The sequence below is a fragment of the Breznakia sp. PF5-3 genome (assembly GCF_029504745.1).
Classification (GTDB): Bacteria; Bacillota_I; Bacilli_A; order Erysipelotrichales; family Erysipelotrichaceae; genus Breznakia.
The window spans coordinates 30,830-53,562 of the sequence record NZ_JAQFIQ010000009.1 but is presented as its reverse complement, the minus strand read 5'-3'; the positions used below and the strand labels follow the sequence as shown (position 1 = coordinate 53,562).

The 22,733-nt window shown below is 32.9% G+C and carries 22 protein-coding genes and 1 other annotated feature; of the genes, 2 read left to right on the top strand and 20 right to left on the bottom strand.

Features of this window, described 5'->3' with window-relative positions; all coding sequences use genetic code 11:
* Positions 1-104: 104 nt before the first annotated feature.
* The 5 genes from recO to ybeY are packed head-to-tail and all read right to left on the bottom strand — an operon-like array spanning position 105 to position 2,635.
* The gene (gene recO / locus M2475_RS03575; protein WP_277489625.1) at positions 105-851 is read right to left on the bottom strand and encodes a DNA repair protein RecO; all 747 of its coding nucleotides are present in this window, start codon (positions 849-851) and stop codon (positions 105-107) included.
* Entirely contained in the window at positions 844-1,740 is an 897-nt protein-coding gene (era, locus tag M2475_RS03570) for a GTPase Era (RefSeq protein WP_277489624.1), read from the bottom strand. Before era ends, recO begins: the two co-directional genes overlap by 8 nt.
* Positions 1,730-1,867, bottom strand: coding sequence for a hypothetical protein (locus M2475_RS03565; protein WP_277489623.1), 138 nt, complete (start codon positions 1,865-1,867; stop codon positions 1,730-1,732). Before M2475_RS03565 ends, era begins: the two co-directional genes overlap by 11 nt.
* Positions 1,864-2,205 (bottom strand): diacylglycerol kinase, encoded by a 342-nt coding sequence (locus M2475_RS03560; RefSeq protein WP_277489622.1) that lies wholly within the window; start codon positions 2,203-2,205, stop codon positions 1,864-1,866. Before M2475_RS03560 ends, M2475_RS03565 begins: the two co-directional genes overlap by 4 nt.
* Positions 2,186-2,635 (bottom strand): rRNA maturation RNase YbeY, encoded by a 450-nt coding sequence (gene ybeY / locus M2475_RS03555; protein WP_277489621.1) that lies wholly within the window; start codon positions 2,633-2,635, stop codon positions 2,186-2,188. The genes M2475_RS03560 and ybeY overlap by 20 nt, the downstream gene beginning before the upstream one ends.
* A 122-nt stretch (positions 2,636-2,757) precedes the next feature.
* Here ybeY and M2475_RS03550 point away from each other — a divergent pair, with 122 nt between their 5' ends.
* The gene (locus M2475_RS03550) at positions 2,758-3,195 is read left to right on the top strand and encodes a GNAT family N-acetyltransferase (RefSeq protein WP_277489620.1); all 438 of its coding nucleotides are present in this window, start codon (positions 2,758-2,760) and stop codon (positions 3,193-3,195) included.
* A gap of 14 nt (positions 3,196-3,209) precedes the next feature.
* On the opposite strand, the gene obgE is transcribed toward M2475_RS03550, so the two are convergent.
* The 8 genes from obgE to dnaE all read right to left on the bottom strand — a co-directional run bounded on the left by obgE (position 3,210) and on the right by dnaE (position 11,519).
* Positions 3,210-4,493 carry a GTPase ObgE gene (gene obgE / locus M2475_RS03545; RefSeq protein ID WP_277489619.1) on the bottom strand — a complete coding sequence of 428 codons (1,284 nt, stop codon included), beginning with the start codon at positions 4,491-4,493 and terminating at the stop codon, positions 3,210-3,212.
* Between the two features lie 65 nt (positions 4,494-4,558).
* A complete protein-coding gene (rpmA, locus tag M2475_RS03540) occupies positions 4,559-4,843 on the bottom strand; it encodes a 50S ribosomal protein L27 (protein ID WP_277489618.1) in 285 nt (94 codons plus the stop codon).
* Between the two features lie 3 nt (positions 4,844-4,846).
* Positions 4,847-5,161: a ribosomal-processing cysteine protease Prp gene (locus tag M2475_RS03535; RefSeq protein ID WP_277489617.1), complete on the bottom strand. Its 315-nt coding sequence runs from the start codon at positions 5,159-5,161 to the stop codon at positions 4,847-4,849.
* A 3-nt stretch (positions 5,162-5,164) separates the two neighbouring features.
* On the bottom strand, positions 5,165-5,476 hold the full coding sequence (rplU, locus tag M2475_RS03530; protein WP_277489616.1) for a 50S ribosomal protein L21: 312 nt from the start codon (positions 5,474-5,476) through the stop codon (positions 5,165-5,167).
* A 14-nt stretch (positions 5,477-5,490) separates the two neighbouring features.
* Positions 5,491-5,563, bottom strand: a sequence feature (ribosomal protein L21 leader region).
* 68 nt (positions 5,564-5,631) lie between these two features.
* On the bottom strand, positions 5,632-6,348 hold the full coding sequence (locus M2475_RS03525) for a hypothetical protein (RefSeq protein ID WP_277489615.1): 717 nt from the start codon (positions 6,346-6,348) through the stop codon (positions 5,632-5,634).
* Positions 6,314-7,873: a DUF1538 domain-containing protein gene (locus tag M2475_RS03520; protein ID WP_277489614.1), complete on the bottom strand. Its 1,560-nt coding sequence runs from the start codon at positions 7,871-7,873 to the stop codon at positions 6,314-6,316. The genes M2475_RS03525 and M2475_RS03520 overlap by 35 nt, the downstream gene beginning before the upstream one ends.
* Positions 7,874-7,903: 30 nt before the next feature.
* Positions 7,904-8,356, bottom strand: coding sequence for a winged helix DNA-binding protein (locus M2475_RS03515; RefSeq protein ID WP_277489613.1), 453 nt, complete (start codon positions 8,354-8,356; stop codon positions 7,904-7,906).
* Between the two features lie 94 nt (positions 8,357-8,450).
* Positions 8,451-11,519, bottom strand: coding sequence for a DNA polymerase III subunit alpha (gene dnaE / locus M2475_RS03510; RefSeq protein ID WP_277489612.1), 3,069 nt, complete (start codon positions 11,517-11,519; stop codon positions 8,451-8,453).
* Positions 11,520-11,613: 94 nt separating this feature from the next.
* On the opposite strand from dnaE, the gene M2475_RS03505 reads away from it, so the two are divergent.
* Entirely contained in the window at positions 11,614-12,084 is a 471-nt protein-coding gene (locus tag M2475_RS03505; protein WP_277489610.1) for a pyridoxamine 5'-phosphate oxidase family protein, read from the top strand.
* 131 nt (positions 12,085-12,215) lie between these two features.
* Here the strand turns inward: M2475_RS03505 and M2475_RS03500 are convergent, their stop codons facing one another.
* From M2475_RS03500 to M2475_RS03470, 7 genes are all read right to left on the bottom strand, one after another.
* On the bottom strand, positions 12,216-13,421 hold the full coding sequence (locus M2475_RS03500) for a YibE/F family protein (protein ID WP_277489609.1): 1,206 nt from the start codon (positions 13,419-13,421) through the stop codon (positions 12,216-12,218).
* Positions 13,422-13,456: 35 nt separating this feature from the next.
* Positions 13,457-15,856 (bottom strand): metallophosphoesterase, encoded by a 2,400-nt coding sequence (locus M2475_RS03495; RefSeq protein WP_277489608.1) that lies wholly within the window; start codon positions 15,854-15,856, stop codon positions 13,457-13,459.
* A 403-nt stretch (positions 15,857-16,259) separates the two neighbouring features.
* Positions 16,260-17,210 (bottom strand): bifunctional oligoribonuclease/PAP phosphatase NrnA, encoded by a 951-nt coding sequence (locus tag M2475_RS03490; protein WP_277489607.1) that lies wholly within the window; start codon positions 17,208-17,210, stop codon positions 16,260-16,262.
* Positions 17,210-18,403: an acetate kinase gene (locus tag M2475_RS03485; protein WP_277489606.1), complete on the bottom strand. Its 1,194-nt coding sequence runs from the start codon at positions 18,401-18,403 to the stop codon at positions 17,210-17,212. Before M2475_RS03485 ends, M2475_RS03490 begins: the two co-directional genes overlap by 1 nt.
* Complete coding sequence (ylxM, locus tag M2475_RS03480; protein ID WP_277489605.1) at positions 18,400-18,720, bottom strand: YlxM family DNA-binding protein; 321 nt, start codon at positions 18,718-18,720, stop codon at positions 18,400-18,402. Before ylxM ends, M2475_RS03485 begins: the two co-directional genes overlap by 4 nt.
* Positions 18,721-19,683, bottom strand: coding sequence for a signal recognition particle-docking protein FtsY (gene ftsY, locus M2475_RS03475; RefSeq protein WP_277489603.1), 963 nt, complete (start codon positions 19,681-19,683; stop codon positions 18,721-18,723).
* Complete coding sequence (locus M2475_RS03470; protein WP_277489602.1) at positions 19,683-22,619, bottom strand: chromosome segregation protein SMC; 2,937 nt, start codon at positions 22,617-22,619, stop codon at positions 19,683-19,685. Before M2475_RS03470 ends, ftsY begins: the two co-directional genes overlap by 1 nt.
* Between the last annotated feature and the right edge of the window lie 114 nt (positions 22,620-22,733).

Here is a 22,733-nt window from a genome sequence, read left to right as displayed (position 1 = left end):
TATTACTATTTATACCATAGAATACGCACATATTCAAGATAATAAGCATGGAATTAACGTTTCAAAAGGGCTATTTTTAAAGTTGAGTAAAAGATATACCATTTTTACCCATTTTCTAATTCAACTAAGTGTTTAAGAAACTTTAAACTTTTTAGATGAATACCACTATATTCATTAAAAAAAAGTAACAAATCTTCAATATCCTGATAATTGCATGGCGTGATATCTTCTAAAAGATCAAATTGTTCAATTTTTGCTTTATTAAACAAACGGAAAAACTTTAAGGTAGAACGTTCTTTTTTCACGTGAATAGCAGAATCAATGCAATTCACACATACAAATCCACCATCAATTAAAGAAATACTCGCTAAGTCATTTGTTCGTTTACAATGTACACATCCATCTACATATGGCGTAATTCCACACATTGTACAAACATTTGCCACAAACAAACCAAATAAACATAGTATATTATCTGTTTTTTCCAAATATAATAAACTTTGCTTTAGTAGATGATATGCATGTTCCACATCATCGATATCCACTTTATCAATCATTTCTACCATTACTCCAGCAATGCTTTGCTTTAATAAATCTTCTCTTATCTTGTGAAAATTCAAAAGTGATTCTGCAACTTTCAAACTTTGCATAGTTCTCTGTTCTTGATAATTATAATGAAAACGGCTGATATTAAATAAATTACAAGCATTGGCATTTTTGCTTTTCGGTTTTCGAATACCCCTTGCAACAAAACTCATTTTTCCATATTCCAAACTAAGTACATTTAAAATTGCATCCGCATCTCTATAATCACTATTTTTAAGAATAATAACCTCACTATTCTCATTCATTATCGTATTCCTTATATCCTAACTCATTTAATTTATTTTCTTTATTTCGCCAATCTTCTTCAATTCTGACATAAAGTTCTAAATTCACTTTTTTATGTAATAAGGATTTCAATTCTCTTTGTGCAGATAAACGGATTTTTTTAATCATTGCTCCTTGTTTTCCAATCAGAATTCCCTTTTGAGATTTCCGCTCAACAATGATCAAAGCTTGTATATCAAAATGATTATCCATTTCTTCATACTGTTCAATGATGACAGCTACTCCGTGTGGAATTTCTTCTCTTGTATTAAACAACACTTTTTCGCGAATAATTTCTTTCACACGAAAATCATCTTTTCTATCACTAATCATATCTACAGGGTAAAATTGAGCACCATCCTCTAGATATTGTAAAGTTGTTTCTAGCAACTCGTCCACATTATCATTTTTCAATGCAGAAATAGGAATGATTTCTTTGAAATCGAATTTGGATTGCCAAAGTTCTAAATTCATTATCAATTCTTCTTTTGTCAAACTATCAACCTTATTTAATACTAAAAACACATTGGTTTGAGTATTTTGAATTCTATTTAATAAAAAATCATCTCCTGATCCAAACGCTTTTGTACCATCAACAACTAAATAAATAATATCCGCATCTTGCATTGAAGTATATACACCTTTATTCATATTTTTACCCAACGCTGTACGTGGTTTGTGTACACCTGGTGTATCAACAAAAACAAGTTGATACGCCTCATTGTTTAAAATTCCTAAAATATTATTCCGCGTTGTTTGTGGTTTATCTGATGTAATGGCAAGCTTTGTTTGCATAAGCGTATTCAACAATGTACTCTTACCCGAATTAGGACGTCCAATAATGGCAATAAAACCTGATTTAAAACTCATGATGTTGTACTCCTTTTAATATATCAAACGAAAACCCAAAAGTTTTTATATTTTTTACTTTTGTATTCTCTAAAAAATCTAAAATTTTCAAATATTCTATTGAATTATTGTGAAATCCATTAATCATATTTTACCTCCTAATATGAACAATCCTATGACAAGTGCAAAAATACACGCTATTAATACCATTCCTGCACTCATATCTTTTATATACCGTACTTTTTCATCTTTCTTGGGTTGGATAAAATCCAGAATCCTTTCTATGCATGTATTCCCTACTTCAACAACAATAACAAAGCCACAACAGCCAATAATCACACACCATTCTATCGTTGATAAAGAAAAAAAACTAAAAAAGAATAAAACGATGCACATCAACAACAATTGCAACGCTATACTTTTATCCTTTATTGCTAAACCCACGCCACGAAAAGCACAACAAAATTTATACCAAATCGATTTCATCAAGAATCTCCTTTTGAAGCCTAATCATTTCTTTCTCATCTTCTGAATTCATATGATCATAGCCAAACAAATGTAAAATCCCATGTGTAAACAAAAAACATATTTCCCGTTTAAAACTATGTTCATATTCTTCCGCTTGGCGCTTGCATGTATCAACGCTAATAAAAATATCGCCCAATTCAATTTCTTCCATTTCTGGTAACAAAAAACTTGTATCATCCAATAAAGCAAAACTAATCACATCAGTAGAGCGATCAATGTTACGATATTTTTTATTAATTTCATGAATTTTTTCATCATCCACAAAAATACAAGATATTGCATAAATATCTTCTTTATTCAAAATTTTTAAGGTGCGTTTTAAAATCTTTTCAAACTCTGATTTATATAAGAAAGTAAAAGCATATTCGTTAATGATATTTATTTCCATATTAATATTATAGCACAATAGACACTATCGATTCATATTCTTATCTGCAAAATTACATAAGCTTAATAATTTGTCCAATAATAAATAATTTCGTATAATAATATTATAAAAAGGAGTTATCTATGTTGATATTTGAAAAATTAAATAAGAAAGATACATATAAAGTTCAGGCAATTGTAGAAGCTTTTCGAAATCAAAAAATAACCTCAAATAAAGCTAACGATATTCTTAACAATCCTTTTATTTTCGTATATGCTTGTTTGGATAATGATATCGCTGCTGGTTATGTACTTGCTTATGTCTTACCAAGAATGGACAATGGTAATGATATGATGATGATTTACCATGTGTTTGTACAAGAGAGCTACCAACGAAAGCACATTGCCTCACGCTTGGTTGAAATGGCATTAGCTGATGCAAAATTAGCGAATATGCATTATACTTTTTTAATAACCCAAGAAGATAATACTGCAGCAAATAAGCTATATCAAAAATTGGGTGGTGAACTGCATACAGAAAATAAAAATGTATACTATTGGTATAACAAAACAAAACCATAGAAAACTATGGTTTTTTAATCAACAAATTCAAATTCGAAATCACAGATACTTACAGTATCTCCATCTTGACAACCTGCATCACGCAAAGCCTGTTCTACACCCAAAACTCTCATTTTACGAGCAAACCGTTGCTCTCCTTCTGTAGTGTCTAATGTTGCCATGCGATATGCATTTTCAATTTCATCGCCATCTAACATCCAACGACCATTTCCTAGATTGTGAACTTCAAAGGCTGGTTTTTCAGGTTCGAATTTATATAATACACCTTCCGTCTCTTCAACCTCATCATATAAAGGAAAAGCTGGTGTTACATCAAGTAAATCTGCAGCACGATATAATACAGGATCCAAACCTTCTCCTATCATTGTCATTGTTTCAAAAACTTCAACATCTGGATATGCTTCTTTAAAACGCTTAAGATTTTCTTGTGCATCATCCAAATCCATTTTATTGGCAATTACAATTTGTGGTCTCTCTAACAAACGATATTGATAAGTTTCTAATTCATTGTTAATAATTGTATAGTCTGAAAGTGGATCTCTTCCGTCTTGTGCCCCCATATCAATCACATGAATAATTACTCTACATCGCTCAATATGACGTAAAAACTGATGTCCTAATCCTTTTCCTTCAGCAGCACCTTCAATTAAACCAGGTAAATCTGCCATTACAAAACTTCTACCATCAGCAACTTGTACCATACCTAAATTAGGTTGAATCGTTGTGAAATGATAGTCTGCAATCTCAGGTCTTGCTTTACTAACAACTGATAAAAGTGTGCTTTTACCAACTGAAGGAAACCCAACTAACCCAACATCGGCAAGCACCTTAAGCTCTACTTCTACTTCTATTTGCTCTCCCAAACCGCCTTTTTCAGAATATGTGGGTGCCGTATTTTTGGAAGTTTTAAATCTAAAATTCCCACGACCACCTTTCCCACCAGTACAAATAACTGCCTGTTGATCTTTTCTGGTTAGGTCTGCTAAAATATGACCACTCTCTAAATCACGAACAATGGTACCAAGAGGAACTCTAACCACAAAATCTTGTCCAGTAGCCCCATGCATTTTTTTTGTTTTTCCTTTACCACCATCAGCAGCAACAATTTTACGATTATATCGTAAATCTAGAAGGGTTGATTTTCCTTCATCAACGGCAAAAATCACATTGCCTCCTCTTCCTCCATCACCACCACTTGGCCCACCAAAAGGAACATATTTTTCACGACGAAATGAAGACATACCATTGCCTCCATTACCTGCTTTTAATTTTAATTTAACTCGATCTATAAATTGCATAACTACCTCGATTCATTTATCTATATTAGTGAAAAAATCCTCACAACTGATGTGAGGATTTATAATTAAGCTTGTGGATATACAGAAACTTTTGTTTTCTTTTTACCCAAACGTTCGAATTTTACAATTCCATTAGCAGTAGCGAATAATGTATCATCCCCACCTCTTCCAACGTTTTTACCTGGGTGAATCTTTGTCCCACGTTGACGGTAGATAATCGCTCCAGCATTTGCATGTTGTCCATCAGCAAGTTTAGCACCTAGTCTTTTAGACTTTGAGTCACGACCATTTTTTGTAGATCCAACCCCTTTTTTCGATGCGAATAATTGAATATTTAAACTAAATTTCATGGTTTACACCTCTACTTTCATAATTTCTATATACTCCTTATATGATTCAGTCATTGTTTTTAACTGTATATAAAGAGTTTTTAATATTGTTTGAACTGTTTTATCATCAGTTTTAACTTCAATATAAATGTGTGCATCATTCATTTCTAAGATACACATGTTTGTACAAAGTTCATCTAAAGTATTTAATATTCCAACTGCTATACTAGAAACTCCTGCACATACCAAATCTTGCCCATATTCTGCAGAATTTGCATGTCCTGTAATAGTAATACGTGAAATATAATCTGCCTTCTTACAAACTTCTACCTTCACCATAAACTATCCCTCGATTGAGTTTATAACAAGTTTTGTATATGGTTGACGGTGTCCTTGTTTACGGTGTGAACTACCTTTTTTAGCTTTGTATTTGTAAACAACAATTTTTTTACTTTTACCTTGCTTTTCAACAGTAGCATTTACCTTAGCTCCCTTTACATATGGAGAACCAATTTTTGTTGTCTTATTTGAGTACAAAACAACTTTATCAAAAGTGATTTTATCACCTTCATTAACATCTAATTTTTCAACAAAGATCGATTGACCTTCTTCTACTTTGATTTGTTTTCCACCTGTTTCAATAATTGCGTACATTCTTGCACCTCCTTTTACAATTTAAGACTCGCCAAATAAGGTGATGCTGTGCATACTTAAACCTTACATGTGCGGTTGTAAGCCATAAAAAGACATACAACATAGATATAATACCCGAAAACCCTTTAATAGTCAATGTTTATTTTATATCCTTACTATAAATCAAGTCCCATTACTTCTTCAACAGGAAGAGATAAATAAATACCATGTGTTTCGCTTGCTATCCCATGTTCATGTGATAAAGCTTTCATAATATCATGACGACTTTCTTTCGCAGTTAAAATCATTAAAATTTCTTTTTCTTCTTGGACTGAAATACCTAAAAACTTTACTGCATCCTCAATCCCAACTCTTCTAGCACGAACAACAGTACCGCCTCTTGCACCTACAGTTCTTGCAGTACTCATAACATCCTCACTATATCCTTGGTTTATAATTCCAATCACAACTGAATATTGTGTGCCTGTAGTAATTTTTTCCGTCATTTGTTCCATTTCTTTTTTCATTGTTTTCATCGTCTCCATATTCATTTCATTTTTTATTTTTTGAATAATTGGATGGTTCACTCCTGAAATAGGTAATGTAAATCCAACACCTTTCCCTTTCATATCCATTCGTAATTCACGACGAATTGTTTGCATAAATTCCGACACACGAAAATGTGGAACGATACATAAAGCAATTGATTTCTCCGATGTTCCTAACCCTAACAATTCCATCATCTCTGAATTCATTGTACCTTCACCAGAAAGCATGTAATGCCAATGGGTTCCAAGGGATTTGAATATTTTCATCACTTTACAACCTTTATTTCGATCGACAACCGTTATAATCAAATTAAGTCTCATTTTGATCATTGTCTCTTTCATCATCGAGGTCCTCCTCTATATCAATAATATCATCATCTAATAACAAAGTATCTTCACCCATATTTTCTGCTTCCATTTTTGCTGTTTTATATTGAAATATAAGTCCCATGATCTGTATTACAATTAGTGGTGTCATAGCAACCATAGCTACAACCCCAAAGGCATCCAACAAAACATTTCCGCCAACACCCTCACATGCACCAATTGCAAATGGCAAGATAAAAGTAGAAGTCATTGGTCCACTTGCTACACCACCTGAATCAAAAGCAATTCCAGTGAAGATTTTAGGCACTTTAAACGTTAATAATAAAGCAATCACATATCCAGGAATTAAAAACCACAATATTGATATTCCTGTTAGAATTCGAATCATGGATATCCCTAAAGAAATTGCAACTCCTATTGATAAACATAATTGCATAGCTTTTTGTGGGATTGTACCTTTTGTAACTTCTTCAACTTGTTTATTTAAGATATGTACAGCAGGTTCAGCTTTAACTACATAATAACCAATAATTAAGCCTAATGGTATCAATATCCAAGGAATATTAGAGGCTCCTATTTCACTACCCATCAAATATCCAACAGGAATAAATCCAACATTCACACCAACTAAAAATAGTACTAGTCCTAAAAATGTATATAAATATCCTATCACCATTTTTCCGATTTGTCCCTTTTTAAATCGCTTTGCTATAAATTGAAATAAAATAAACATTAAAAACAAAGGAACAATTGCAATTAAAACTTCACCAATGTATGTTGGTAATTCTTTAAAAAATAGTTTCGCAACATCCTGTGTAGTAATTACATCATGTGAAATATAGTTTGTATAAGCCACTCCCTGTGGGTTATAACAAACGCCTAAAATCAACACCGCCAAAATCGGACCAATGCTACTAAGTGCAACCAATCCAAAACTATCGTCTTGAGACCCTTTATCACTACGTAAGGATGTAAGTCCAATTCCAAGCGCCATAATGAATGGCACTGTAATCGGACCTGTTGTCACTCCACCAGAATCAAAAGCGACAGCCAAAAATTCTTTTGGTACAAAAAACGCTAAAATGAAAACAATACCATAACAAAGTATCAACATTTTTGATAAGCTCCACTTAAAAAAGGTTCTAAGTACAGCCATCAATAGAAATACACCAACGCCAACTGCTACTGTTAATACTAAAACCATATCTGGTATAGACGGCACCTGTTTTACTAAAACCTGCAAATCTGGCTCTGCCACCGTTATAATGATACCTATTAGAAATGCGAGTAATGCAATCATTTTAATGTTTTTTGATTTTGAAAACTGAATCCCAATTCCTTCACCAATTGGTGTCATAGAAATATCTGCACCTAAAGTGAAAAGTCCCATACCAATAATCAATAATATGGCTCCTACCAAAAACACAATCATAGTTCCTGTATCTACAGGTACAACCAAAACGCTAATCAATAATACAATGATTACAATTGGTAGTACAGAGGAAAGTGACTCACTAATTTTCTCTTTCAAAAGTTTATTCATTCATCATCCTCCTTTCTATAATATCTTGATTTATTCTTTCGATACTTTTTCTGCTATCGCACTGGCCAAAAGACCTGTTATACGAACATATTCTTTCGCATCATGCTCATTTAACGTACTCAACAAATGTATTACGTTATCAGCTATTTCTTGTTGCTGTTGCAACGCCAATTCCCTTCCCTTAGCAGTAAGCTTTATTAATATCTTTCGTCGATCTTTTGTATCGATTGTTCTTATGATTAAAGCTTTATGTTCAAGATTATTCAATGTGGCAGCTATCCTTGCAGAACTAATCCGCACCACTTGACACAGCTCACTAGGCATCGTAACTCCATCATGTTTCAAAACATATTGAAGCACTATCCATTCACCTTCCAATGAATCAATAATTTTCCGATGTAATTTTGATTTATGAAGCTTTTGCATATTATGCCAAAACAAAAGCGATAAATCTGTATATATATCTTTATTTTTTGAACTCATTTCTATACCTCTTATAAATATCTAACACTATTAGTATTTTAACACTGTTAGCGATTTGTGTCAAAATATATAAAAAGGCTATTTCAAAATAGCCTTACTTTTCTATGTCAACCAACTCTATGTAATTAATCAAACATGAAGGTCGATCTGATATTTTCCCTTCCGCATAAATGTAGTTTCCACGTACTAATATATCTTGATATTTATGATAAATATTGGGCATACAAACCAAGTCAAATTTACTTGTCTCATCACTTACAACTACAAACATCATAATTTCTCCATTACGTGTACGATGCTGTTTACATTTTTCAATGAACCCAACCAAACGGACAAAGCCTTTATGATTATGTAATTGAATCAATCCTAAAACTTCTTTATTTAAACTTTCTCTTAATTTGGTAATTGGGTGGGCACTCAAATAAAAGCCTAATACTTGCTTTTCCAAATAGCTTCGCTCATGTGCCTGTTCTTTAATCATAGTCATAGGTGGTTTCGATACAATATCAAAATTAAGTTGTTGTTTTTCTCCGTCGCTCACTTTTACCAAAGACGCATAACGCATAGCATCTTCCAATGAAGCTTTCATACTAGCTCGATTAATATTGAATACATCCAATGCACCTGCATCAATAAGACTATCAATTGCTTTGCTCGTTATTTTAATTAAACTAATACGAGCAACAAAGTCAAAGAAATCATCATATTTTCCATTATGAGAACGCTCCTCCAACAAAGAAAGACTCATTGCTGAACCAATATTTTTAATTCCGACTAAAGGAAAACGTAAAGCCTCTTTTTGAATAATATACTCATTTGTAGATTCATTTACATTTGGGCCTAAAATCGTGATATCTCGTTTTTTAGCTTCAAATATATATTCGCTACTTTTGGTTTCTGAGCCAATGACGCTGTTTAATAAAGAAGCAAAAAATGACAATGGATAATTTGCTTTTAAATATGCCAACTGATACGCAATCAATCCATATGCCACAGAGTGACTACGGTTAAATCCATAGCCTGCAAACTTTAAAATCAAATTATAAACATTTTCAGCCAACTCTTTAGAATAACCATTTTCAATGGAACCCTTAATGAAATCTTTTTGTAACTTTTCCAATTCGCCAGGAATTTTTTTGGAAATTGCTTTCCGCAAAATATCAGCTTTTCCTAAAGAGAAATTCGCCATTATCTGTGTTACCTGCATAACCTGTTCTTGGTAAATCATAACTCCATATGTATTTTCTAAAATAGGTTTTAACTTTGGATGAAGATAATCTATATTTTGAGGATGGTCATGATTTTTTAAATATAACGGTATATTTTCCATTGGCCCAGGGCGGAACAATGCAATAGCTGCAACAATTTCTTCGAAATTGCTCACTTGCATCTGACGTAATAGATTTTTCATCCCTTCGCTTTCTAACTGAAAAATACCAACCGTATCTACATCTTGTAGTAATTTAAAGGTTTTTTTATCATTTAAAGGTATTTTCATAATATCAATATCTTCACCATTATCTTTAATGTGATGGCAAACCTCATCGATAATCGTTAAATTTCGCAATCCCAAAAAATCAATTTTAATTAATCCTAATTCCTCCAAATATTCCATTGTATACTGAGTTGAATATAGATCTTGTTCAACTTCAATAAGTGGACAAACCTCATCAATTTCTACATCTCCTAATACAATTCCACCTGCATGTGTAGACATATGGCGAGGTAAGCCTTCCAATCGTTTAGCTATCGCATACATACGCCGAAATTCTTTTGAAGCCTCGATAACTTGGACAAATTTTTTTGAATTTTTATAAACATAATCTAAATTAACTTTTAAAACATTAGGAACCATTTTACATAGCATATCTACATCACTTAATCTTATTCCCAAAACACGCCCGACATCCCGTAATACCTGTTTTGCTCCTAGTGTTCCAAAAGTTGTAATATGCGCTACATGATTTTTTCCATACAATTCCGCAACATATCTAATTACCTCATCACGACGATTGTCAGGAAAATCAATATCAATATCTGGCATACTAATCCGTTCAGGATTCAAAAACCTTTCAAACAACAAATTATACTCAATTGGATCAACATGTGTAATCCCTAAACAATACGAAATAAGCGATCCTGCGGCACTACCCCGTCCAGGGCCAACATAAATATCTTTACTTCTCGCAAAACGAATAAAGTCATATACAATCAAAAAATAATCTGCATACCCCATTTTACAGATAACATCCAATTCATAATTTAAACGATCTATATATTCTAGTGTCACTTTATCATTTAAACGTTTTTTTAACCCTTGTTTACATAGACTTGTTAAATAGGTTTTTGAATCAACATCAAAACGATTTTTAAACACTGGTAAGCTAGCTTTTTTTAGTTTCATCTCTACATTACATGAATCCGCAATAATATCACTCATAATTAAATCTTCTTCATCATATAAAGCACTCATTTCTTCATTACTACGGAAATATCTCCCGGATTCTGCATTGAGAGCCATATCGTCTAGAGTCCTTTGTTGATCAATTGCACATAACACTTTGTAAGCTTCTTCATCCTCTGGTGTAGCAAAATAAATGCGTGACAGCGCAAATGTTTTAATTTTTAAAGAATGTGCAAACTGCTTGATTGCTACATTTTCTTTCTGTAGATATTTTGAATCATTCATCGCCATTGCCAAGTAAAATTCATTAAAATTATCTTTTAACGCTTTCAAAGCAGCATGCAATTCATCATTTTTATTTGCTGCATATAGCGTTCGTAATTCATCATGAGTTCCTGCTGTAGTAAAAATCATCTGTTGATCATACGTTTTTAATTCTTCTAAGGCTATTTTTTCAACGTTTGTTGATAATCGGGTAGATAATTTTAATAATGTCTGAAATCCAATATCACCCTTTGCATAAGCAATCAAACTAATTTCTCCATCGTTATATGAGCAAGAAAACTCTAATCCATAGATTGGTTTAATACCTTCCTTTTTACACGCATGATAAAAAGCCATAGCTCCATGCATAATATTTTCATCACATAATGCAATTGCTCTGGCACCATTCTTTTTCGCTAATGATATAATATCTTGTATTCGCAATGTACTATTTAATAAAGTATATGCGCTCCGAACATGTAAATGTGTACTCACCATCTCACCTCATAAAAATTATACCATAAAATTGATTGCTTTATCTCACTTTGCATCATCTGTTATAATATAATTCAAAAAGAAAGAGGACGATATGCGTAGAAAAGAAAAAGAAATAAAACAGATTGATAAACTACTTGCTGTTATTGACCAATGTGATGTATGCCATCTTGGAATGGCTAAAGATAATATCCCTTATGTAGTACCATTAAATTTTGGATATTCCTATCTCAACAATAAATTAACCTTATATTTTCATTGTGCTCAAGATGGAAAAAAGATTAAAATTTTAAAACAGAATCCTAACGTTTGTTTTGAAATGTACTGTAATGGCAAATTGATAAATGGGGATATAGCTTGCAAATATACATTTCAATTTCAAAGTATTATCGGATACGGCAAAGCCTCTATTATCAACGAATACAATGAAAAAATTACCGCTTTAGATTTGTTAATGAAGCATCAATCAAAAAGCAATGAACCTTTTACATATGAAGAAAAACTTATAGAAAAAATTCATGTTTTTAAAATTGATGTAATATCATTTTCTGGAAAACAATCATAAAAAGGCTGAAATGAAGTGATATATTTCTTGGTTTCCCAAGTTTGCAGAATCATTTCAAAACAGCCTTTTTTACTCCTATTAATAAATAACCTATAGTATATCTAATTCTTTTCCTTAATTCCTATAAAACCCTAAAATTTTCTTTCAACAGTTTCTTCTTTCGCTATTATCTTTTTCTTTGGTTTATGAAAATTAAATCTTTCATTTTTTAAAATTTTAGAACCAATAAACGCTGCAAAAGGTACTGTTAAAACGATTCCCATGCTTCCTGCTAATGCTTGTGATATTTCCAAAACTAAATAATCCATATTAATGATTTGATGATAGCTTACACTATATGCCATAAACAATATCATCATACTAAATGAACTACCTGCATAAGCCAAAATTAACGTATTGGACATCGTTCCTATCATATCTTTTCCCACATTAATACCTGATTTAAACAACTCTTTAGAACTCAAATCAGGATTATGTTCATGCAATTCATTCAATGTTGAAGATATGCTCATCGCGACATCTAATACAGCCCCAACCGCTGCAATCAAAACTCCTGCAAACAAAATATGCTTCACTTCCAAACCTGTATTTTGTGATATTACATGTAAGGATTCTGCATCTTCTAAATTGAATCCTGATACTTTCAATGCCACACTAAACAAGTTGAATAAGAGTCCTGCAGCAATCACTCCTATCGCAGTACTACACAAGGCAACAAATACTTTTTTACTTGCTCCATCAAGTAAAACTAGTGTTACTGCTGATATTAAAATCACCGAAATGATTGCAACTAAAATTGGAGAATATCCATAAAAAATCAAAGGTAATGTAAAGAATACGATGCAAAGAAAGGAGAATCCCAAGCCTAACGCCGATTTAAATCCTTTAAATCCACCAACCGCTATCATGATTATCACAAATAAGGCAACCATGAGATATACGATATTAGATCTAGAATAATTATAAACCGATATATGCGATTCGCTGCTTGTTTCATCCAAGCAGATGATAATCGATGTTCCCTTCTCCACTAATATATTGTGTGTACGTGAGAGATAGTTTTCAACATTTACTACCTCTCCACGTAGTTTGCCTGTCTTTACTTCTACTTCTAATTCTTGTGTTCCCTTATATCCAGATGTTGTATTTTTGTCTTCTTCTAAATAACTATCCACGATATTTAATACTTCTGCTTTCTCATAACGAAGACTACCTGTATTATATAAGGAATATGATGGTAAGTGCTCTGTATTCAACCAGAATACAAAAACTCCAAACACAACAAAGAAAACACATAATATTATCTGATATTTCTTTATTTGTTTTATCCGTTTCATTACACTACCCCTATACACTTTCTATTTATTAAATTTTATTCACTAACCGCTCGTTTTCGTTTTATATATGTTGCAATTGCAACTGCTCCACTTAACAACGTAATCAACATTAAAGCATTCGTTGCCATCGCATCACCAGTTGAAGGATTTCCATCTGTTTGTGTTGATGCAGCACTTTTCAATTTTAGACCATCAATCGCTTTTTGTAAATTCGCCACTGCAGCATCTACTTCTGCTTGAGTGGCATTCGCATCATTCATAACTGCTTCGGCTGCTTTGATAGCTGATTTTAATGTATTTACACTTGCTTCTGTATACTTTGTTGTTTTGATTGCTTTTGCTTCCTTTAATAAAGCATTCAGTTTTGTTTTATCTACATCTACCTTATTTGTTTTCTTAATTGTATATGTATCAAACGCTTCCATTGTATCTGTACGATATGCTGTCATTGTAAAAGTATCTTCACTAAATGTTAGGTGTGAGAATGTTGGCACTTTAGGTTGCGCACTAAACGCCAAATATTCGTAGCCTCCTTCAACTAAATCGTAATACTTACTTCCACTTGCTGAACTTGTTGTAAGATACAATGTCCCTTCTGGATTCACAGCAATTGTATTAGCAGCGTCTTCATATGTTACACCATCCACAGGTTCAAAGTTTTTCATTTGCTTTGTACGTGCATAACAGTGATCATGTCCCATTAATACAATATCAATTCCCAATCTATCAAAGGCTGGTACAAACACTTCTTTTCGTGGGGCAACATCATCACTTGTTGATTGTTTACCAGAAGCATAAATTGATTGGTGGAACATTACAACCGTCCAATCAAAATCTTGATCAGCAGTAGCTTCTAATGTTTCTTCCATAAACTGAATATGTTCTACATGATTAATATTACTAGTATTCAATACCATATATAATACATTTCCATAAGTATAGTAGTAGTCACTATTTGCTGCACTTGCACCTAATGCTGACATATTAGACTCGTTAAAGTGATTTCCATAATTACTAGCTATATCATGATTTCCTACAGCTGTTGCAGTTGGATAAGATGCCAAAATCTCAGGTGTGAAATATGCATCGTATTCACTTTCTTTATTCGCTGTATCGACAAAGTCTCCTGTATTCGCTATAAAACTTGCATTTGGAAATTTACCTAACGCCAAATTTAATGTATTTGTCCATCCTAAAGTATCTGTTGGAATAGTACCTGTACCAATTTGGGCATCAGACAAGAAGATTGCTTCATATCCATCGTTGATAGATTGCGTATGTAATTTATAAACTGGTGAATATCCACCATCATTACCTACACGATATATATAGTCTTTTCCTGGTTCAATATCTATCGTTGCTTTGTTTGCATAATAATTCGTAGATGTAAACTTTGTATATGCTAATTTTGTCGAATCAGCTTTGTAAGTTTTTGCTTTTTCCAAAGAGAACGCTGCTGGATCACTTCCTTCTGCAACTTGTACATATCCAGCAGATGATGATAATGCATTCCATGCAAAGTTTATTGTATTTTCATCTGCACCTACATTAACTGCAACATTTTTTACATTTCCACTACCCGCTAATCCACTTTCATCAGGATTTAAAATAAACTCCATCAATTCAAAGCTTGCTTGTGCATCTTCAGGACTATTTGCATGTAATTCAACAGCAATGGTAATGTTCATAAATGTATTACCATACTCGTCTTTTTCTGCTTCTTCCAGTTCAAGCACGTCCATTTTATATACAGGATCGTATACTTTTTTATACTTACCTGGTACAAAACCATTTGTGATGCAAGAAACATCATCAACAATAAAACTTTCTTCAATAGCATCATTATCTGCCACCGCTACTTGTGAACCATATTCCATATTCTTTTTATAATTTGAAGTTGGAATATTATGGAAGCCACCTACTGCAGTACCATTCACATACATTGTCATAGCATCATTATATTTCGCTTTAATTTGAATTGCGTATACACTTTCCGCTTGTTCTTGAGTCAACGTAAATGTGTGACGAAGAAAATATGTACTCTTCGCTTTGTCATCGCTCGTTTTTGCTAATTGTTGTTCACTAGCTACAGGATCTGTACTAAATGCAGTTCCTTTATAAGTTGGCCAACTTTCTTCTGAAAAAAGCATTGGAATACTTCCCCAGTCTAACCAACCTTCTGGATAAGCCCAACCGTTTCGCTTATTCCATCCTTGATACCATGTTCCCTCATTTGGATCGTTATCACCATCATGATAACGCCACTCCATATTTGGATCAACTACATCAAATTTATCTAATTTTTTAGTATTTACATCCACAATTGAAGTAGCTGCGCTATGAGATATAACTTTACCCTCCACCTTCATTGAGCCACTCAATGCAGCAGTAAATAAAGTAACTATTGTGATAATCGTAATCCCTATTTTTTTCATTGTCATTTTCTTCTAATATATTATATTGGTATATAATATAAACTCCTTTCTCTTTTAAACTGTCATTAATCTAATTTTACTTTTAAATACTTTTCTTCTTCTCAACTTACTGTATGAATTTCGTATTTAATCCTTTTAATTACACCATAATTAAGTATCCAATCAGACGATAATTTAAACATCAGTCCCTCACTGCGTCTTTTGTAAGCGAGTTTGGCAAATGCCATAGTCAAAAATGCTATTGTCTATCCACAACACCCCCTCAATAAATAAAGAAAACCTATCCACAAACAAAAAGTTTGTAAATAGGTTTAGCTTGTAACGTTACAATAACTACCCTTGTTACTACTTACAATCTAACATAATTAGAATTGCATTGCAAGGGCTTACAAAAAAATAGCCATTATTTCAAATAATGGCTATTGCTAAGTTTTAATAAATCATCAATTAAATTTTTAATTTGATTAATATCTAATTTTTTCACACCACATGCATGTGCATGCCCTCCACCATTATATACATTGGCAATTTCATTGATAGGTACATTTTTGGAACGCAATGATCCATTGTAAAGTCCTTTACTACCATATGTTAGATCTTCTGTAAATAAACAATATATTTCAAAATCAATCACATCAGAAAGGGCGTAAACTTTTTCTTTTGCTAAATTATAATTTAATCCCAAGGATTCATAATCATCAGCATCCATAATAGAATAAGCTACCTTGTCCTCTACTTTAACACGTTCACGAATACGTGTTGCATACTTAAAATCTTCTACACTTATACCTGTACGTTCTTGATTGATTTTATTCACATCCAATCCACATCCTACCAAATAAGCAGCAGCTAGTAATGTATTTTGCGTTGTTGAAGTTGTTGTGAAAGATATCGAATCAGCCAAAATACCTAAATATAAATATTTTGCACATGCTGGACTTACTTGATATTCAGCTCTTTTAAAAAGCATTGCTAAAATCTCACAAGTTGCTGCTGCATTTGTATCTACGTATGATACATCGGCAAAATTTTCAACTACAATATGATGGTCAATCTTAATAACCTTTTTAGCTGTTGAATACCGTTGATCATCTATACGCTCTGTATTTGCAGTATCTAAAATGATGGCACAAGATTTTTCAATTTGCTCATCACTCGCATGATCAATCGGCGGAAACAACTTAGCAGCACTGCCTACATCTTCTCCTAACGCAAAAACCAATTTTTCTGGATAACATTCCTTCAAAAACGTTTTCATCCCATACTGAGAGCCTAATGCGTCCGCATCAGCACTCTGATGACGAAAGATTGTTATAATATCATATGCTGCTATTTCTTTTAATAAATCAAACATTATTTATTTGTGATTGCATATGTGTCTCTTACAATCATAACCTCTTCATTTGTTGGAATTAAAAACACTTTTGTTCTCGCATCAGCTGTCGTTAACATTTTTTCTTCACCACGAACTTTATTTGCTTCAACATCCACTGATGTTCCCAATATAGGTTCTAATTTACGCATAATTCTTTCACGCGTTTTAATATCATTCTCGCCGATTCCAGCCGTGAAGACAATTGCATCAACACCTTCTAGTTGTGCATAATAAGAACCCACCGTTTGAATAACACGATTCACAAAGATATCCATAGTCAATACTGCACGTTCATTCCCTTCAAGTCCTGCTTTTTCAATATCACGACCATCACTTGAAATTCCCGATACACCAAGCATTCCTGATTTTTTATTCAAGATTGTATCCATTTCTTTTGGCGATGCATCTAATTTTTCACTCATGAAAGGTACAATTGCAGGATCAATATCACCACAACGAGTTCCCATCATAATTCCACCAAGAGGTGTAAATCCCATTGATGTATTGATGCTTTTTCCACCCTCAATCGCCGTGATTGAAGCACCTCCACCTAAATGTAAAGTAATGATTTTTGTATCTTTTAAGTCTTTCCCTAACAATTCTGCACAACGTTGTGATACAAATTGATGAGATGTTCCATGCATTCCATAGCGACGAACTTTATAATCTGTATACCATTCATAAGGTAATGGATATATATATGAATCTGCCTTCATCGTTTGATGGAACGCTGTATCAAAGGTAAAAACATGTTGGCTCCCTGGTAAACTTTCTTTAAATGCGCGATATCCAATCAATGCGCCTGGATTATGCAATGGCGCCAAATCACATAGTTCCTCAACCTTTTCTACAACATCTTCATTAACTAAAACACTTTTAGAGAAATATTCTCCACCATGTACAACACGGTGTCCTGCCGCAACAATATCACTTAAATCATCAACAATATTGTGCTCAACAAGTGCATTTAGAACTAAATTTACAGCTACTTTGTGATCCTTCACTGGTAGTGTTTTACTAACTTTTTCACCATCAACAAGAATTGTGAAAATCGCATCCTCAAATCCAATTCTTTCTACAATCCCACTTGTTAAAACTGTTTCTTCTGGCATTTCATATAATTGAAACTTTAAAGAAGAACTCCCTGCATTAACTGCAATAATCTTACTCATACTTCATCCTCGCTTTCTAATAATTGTTTATATATTTCCTTTATTTTAGAATCATCCATCAAGTTTAGTTTTTCATATAACGTTAAACGATGATGATATTTTTTACTCAATTTTAATTTTGTCTCATATGTTTCCAAACTATGAGATGCACGTTTGATATTATCTTGAACAGCACTTCTTGTTATCTTTAAATTCTCTGCAATCTCACTTAACGAATAATCATCACGATAATAATAATTCATAATTTCTTGTTGTTTTGCAGTTAATAAACATTCATAAAAATCCAGTAACTTGTTCATTTTTTCATATGGTTTCATTTAATCTAGGTCTCCACACAATCCATAGATAAAAGATTCAATATCAAACTCCTTCAAGTCATCAATATTTTCACCTAATCCTACGTATTTAACAGGTAACCCTAATAGATTACGAATAGCAATTACAATACCACCTTTTGCACTTCCATCTAGTTTCGTTAAAATGATTCCATTGACGTTTGTCGCACTGGTAAATTCTTTTGCTTGGGAAATTCCATTTTGACCTGTTGTAGCATCAATTACTAACCAGACTGCTGCAGGTTGCCCTGGAATTTCACGATCAATTACTTTGTGCATTTTCGCTAACTCATTCATCAAATTAACTTTGTTTTGCAACCTTCCTGCTGTATCAGCAATGATAATATCTTTCTTGTGTTCTTTAGCAAAACGACAACCATCCACGATTACACTTGCTGGATCTGCGTTCGCTTTTCCCATAACACATTCAACACCTATACGATCTGACCAACGCTTTAACTGATCAACTGCTCCAGCACGGAATGTATCTGCTGCAACCAATACCACATCTTTTCCTTCTTCTTTGAATTTATTCGCTAATTTTGCACTTGTAGTCGTTTTTCCACTACCATTTACACCAACCATTAAAATAACCGTTGGACCTTCTTCATTTAATATAAACTCAGGATCTTCATAAGATGTATATAATTCCATCATTTCTTCAAATAGAATATCATTGATATCTTCCATTGAACTAGCCTTACTATCAAGTGCCTTTTTTTCAACAGATTGAATGATTTTATCCGCAGTCTCAATACCAAGGTCCGCTTCCAACAAAATTATCATCAACTCTTCTAAAAAATCTTCTGTAACCCCTTGAAAACCTCCCGCTAATCGCTTTAATTTTGTAGCGAAAGAAGTTCTTGATTTTGATAATCCACTTAAATAGTAATCACTATCTTGTTTTCCTGAAAATGTTTTTTTTAATTTCTTTAAAAATCCCATTATGATACCTCTCCTTCAGGTTGCACATAATCCATTGCATCTTTAAGTTTAACTTTCAAAAATTTAGAAACCCCATCTTTTTGCATAGTCACACCATAAAGTGCATCACATTGACTCATAGTTCCAGGTCGATGTGTTACAATAATAAACTGTGATTCACCACGGAAGTTTGAAACATATTTTGCAAACTTCTCAACATTGGCTTGATCAAGTGCAGCTTCAACCTCATCAAAAATACAAAGCGGAATCGTTCTTGCTCGTAAAATGGCGAACAATACACTCATTGCCAAAAGAGCTTTTTCACCACCTGATAATGATCGCATGTTTTCAATACTCTTACCTGGAGGTTGCACAGTAATTTCAATCCCACTGTTCAATACATCTTCAGGATCTGTCAAATACAAGTCTGCTTTTCCACCACCAAACAATGCCCGGAAAGTTTCTTTTAATTCTTCATTGATTTTATAAAACATTTCACTAAACTGTTTTATCATAACTTCATCCATTTCATCGATTGCTTCTAAAATTTTGTTTTTAGCTTCCAGCAGTTCGTCACGTTGTGAAACAAGTAATTCAAACCGCTCTGATACTTCTTTATATTCCTCTGGTGCATCAAGGTTTACATTCCCTAGTTTTGCTATTTCTGAGCGTAAACGAAGCACCTCTTCTCGTGCTGCTTCAACATCACTTTGATCTTGCTTTAAAGTTTTCGCGTGTTCAAATGTCATTTCATATATACTTGATAAACGTTGTAAAACATTTTCTAAGTTTGTCTCACATTTAACTCGTTCCACTTCTTGCTCACGTTCTAAATTATTTAAAACATTTAAATCACGACGAATATCCCGAATTCTAGCTTCTCGTTTCTCTACATCACGTCCTAATTTAAAACGTCTATCTCGTTTCACTTGTAAATCACTTTCAATCTTATCTTTACTAGAATGTGCATCAGACAATTTAATTACCAGTTCATCTTTTTGAACATTGGTTTCCTCTAAAAGTTCAGGATTCATTTCTTTATATTCATCATTTAATTTTTCATATTTACTCTTTTTCACATCTACCAAAGGTTGTAATTTGGCAATTGCTAATTGATGTTGATTTTTTTCTTCATCAACACCTTGCAACTGAATGCGTGTTTGATTCAACTTCGCATTTAAATCATCACTAATCAACAGTTGTTTTTCTAATTTTTCTTCTACTTGTTTTAATTCTTTTGCGATTGTAAGTGGCGAGTAAGAATCTCTTACCTTCCCACCAGTCATACTTCCACCTTTATGGACAACTTCACCATCTAAGGTGATAATCTTATAATTATATTTTAATAATCTTGCTAACTCATTTGCATGAATTAGTTTTTCACACACCAACACATTTCCCAATAGTGCATTGGCAACAATTGCATAATCATCTTCATATTCAACGAATTCATTAGCAACCCCTAAATACCCTGTTGTATTTTCAGCAACAATCGTATCGTTTGGCGATAACATTCGTTCTTTCAAAACCGTTTTTGGTAAAAATGTAGCTCTCCCACTCTTATTCTTTTTTAAGAAAGAAATCGCATTTCGCGCACAATCTTCATCTTCACTAACAATATGATATAAAGCTCCTCCAAGAGCACTTGAAATAGCTTCTTCATATCCTTCTTTAGGAAGTAATAGTTGAGATACAACCCCACAGATACCATATAAACTTTCTTTTGCATCCATGATTGTTTTTACACCTTGTTGATGATTAAAGGGAGACTTGATTAAGTTGGATAATACCTCTTTACGGTTTGACAATTTATTAACATAAGAAGTTATATTGCTATTTTGCTCTGCCAAACTCGTAAATTCTTGATCCAATCGCTCATAGTTTTTAACTGACAAATCATAATCAATATCTAAATCTTTTAATCTTTTTTCACGATCTTCATATTCATATTTTGCTTCATCAAGCATTTTCTTCAACTCTACAATACGTTCTGCATCACTAGCATATTCCATTGTATATTTACGTTTTTCATCAATTTCCGTCTTTCGTGCATCCAATGTAGAAATTTCATTCACGACATTCATAAACTCATTTTGTAACTTATGAACCTCACTATCCAATACTGACATCTCTTGACGATCCTCTTGATTCTTTTGATCTTCAACTTGAATTGTTGTTTCCGCAATCGCTCTTTGTGATTCGTTTTCAAAAGACTTATTCTTTAATTCTTCAATTTTAGAATTATATGATTGAACTTCATCAACGATAACACTGATTTCAATTGTTTCCAATGTCTTCTTTTTCTCAAGATATGTTTCTGCTTTCTTAGCTTGCCTTTTTAGGGGATTTACCCTAGCTTCTAATTCTTCTACAATATCTTCTACACGTAATAAATTCTCTTGTGTGCGGTTCAACTTATTTAAAGACTCATTCTTACGTTTTTTATATTTAGCAACTCCTGCCGCCTCTTCAAATAATGCACGACGATCCTCTGGACGAGATTCTACAAAACTTTGAATATTTCCTTGTGATATAACAGACAAAGAATCTCTTCCCAATCCACTATCCATAACCATGTTTACAACATCTTTTAGACGGCATGGCGTATTATTTATTAAATACTCAGCCTCTCCGCTATTTCGAAACAATCGGCGGGTTATAGCCACTTCTTCAAATTCTACATCGAAATGTTTTTTGGTATTATCAAACACCAATGTAACTTCTGCCATATTAATCGCTTTTCTTCCTTGTGAACCAGAAAAAATAACGTCGCTCATATTCGAACCACGCAATGATTTTGCACTCTGTTCACCTAATACCCAGCGGATAGCATCATTTACATTGCTTTTTCCACATCCATTTGGTCCTACGATTCCAGTTACATCATTCTCAAACTCAATTACTGTCTTATCAGCAAACGATTTAAACCCTTGTAACTCTACTCTTTTAAGAAACATAAAAACCTCCAAACTTCACTAAAATATTATATCATAGTTTCTATTGAATACGTTATTAAATTTGACCTTTATGACAATAAGGAATACAATAGTGATATTAATTTTAATAATAAT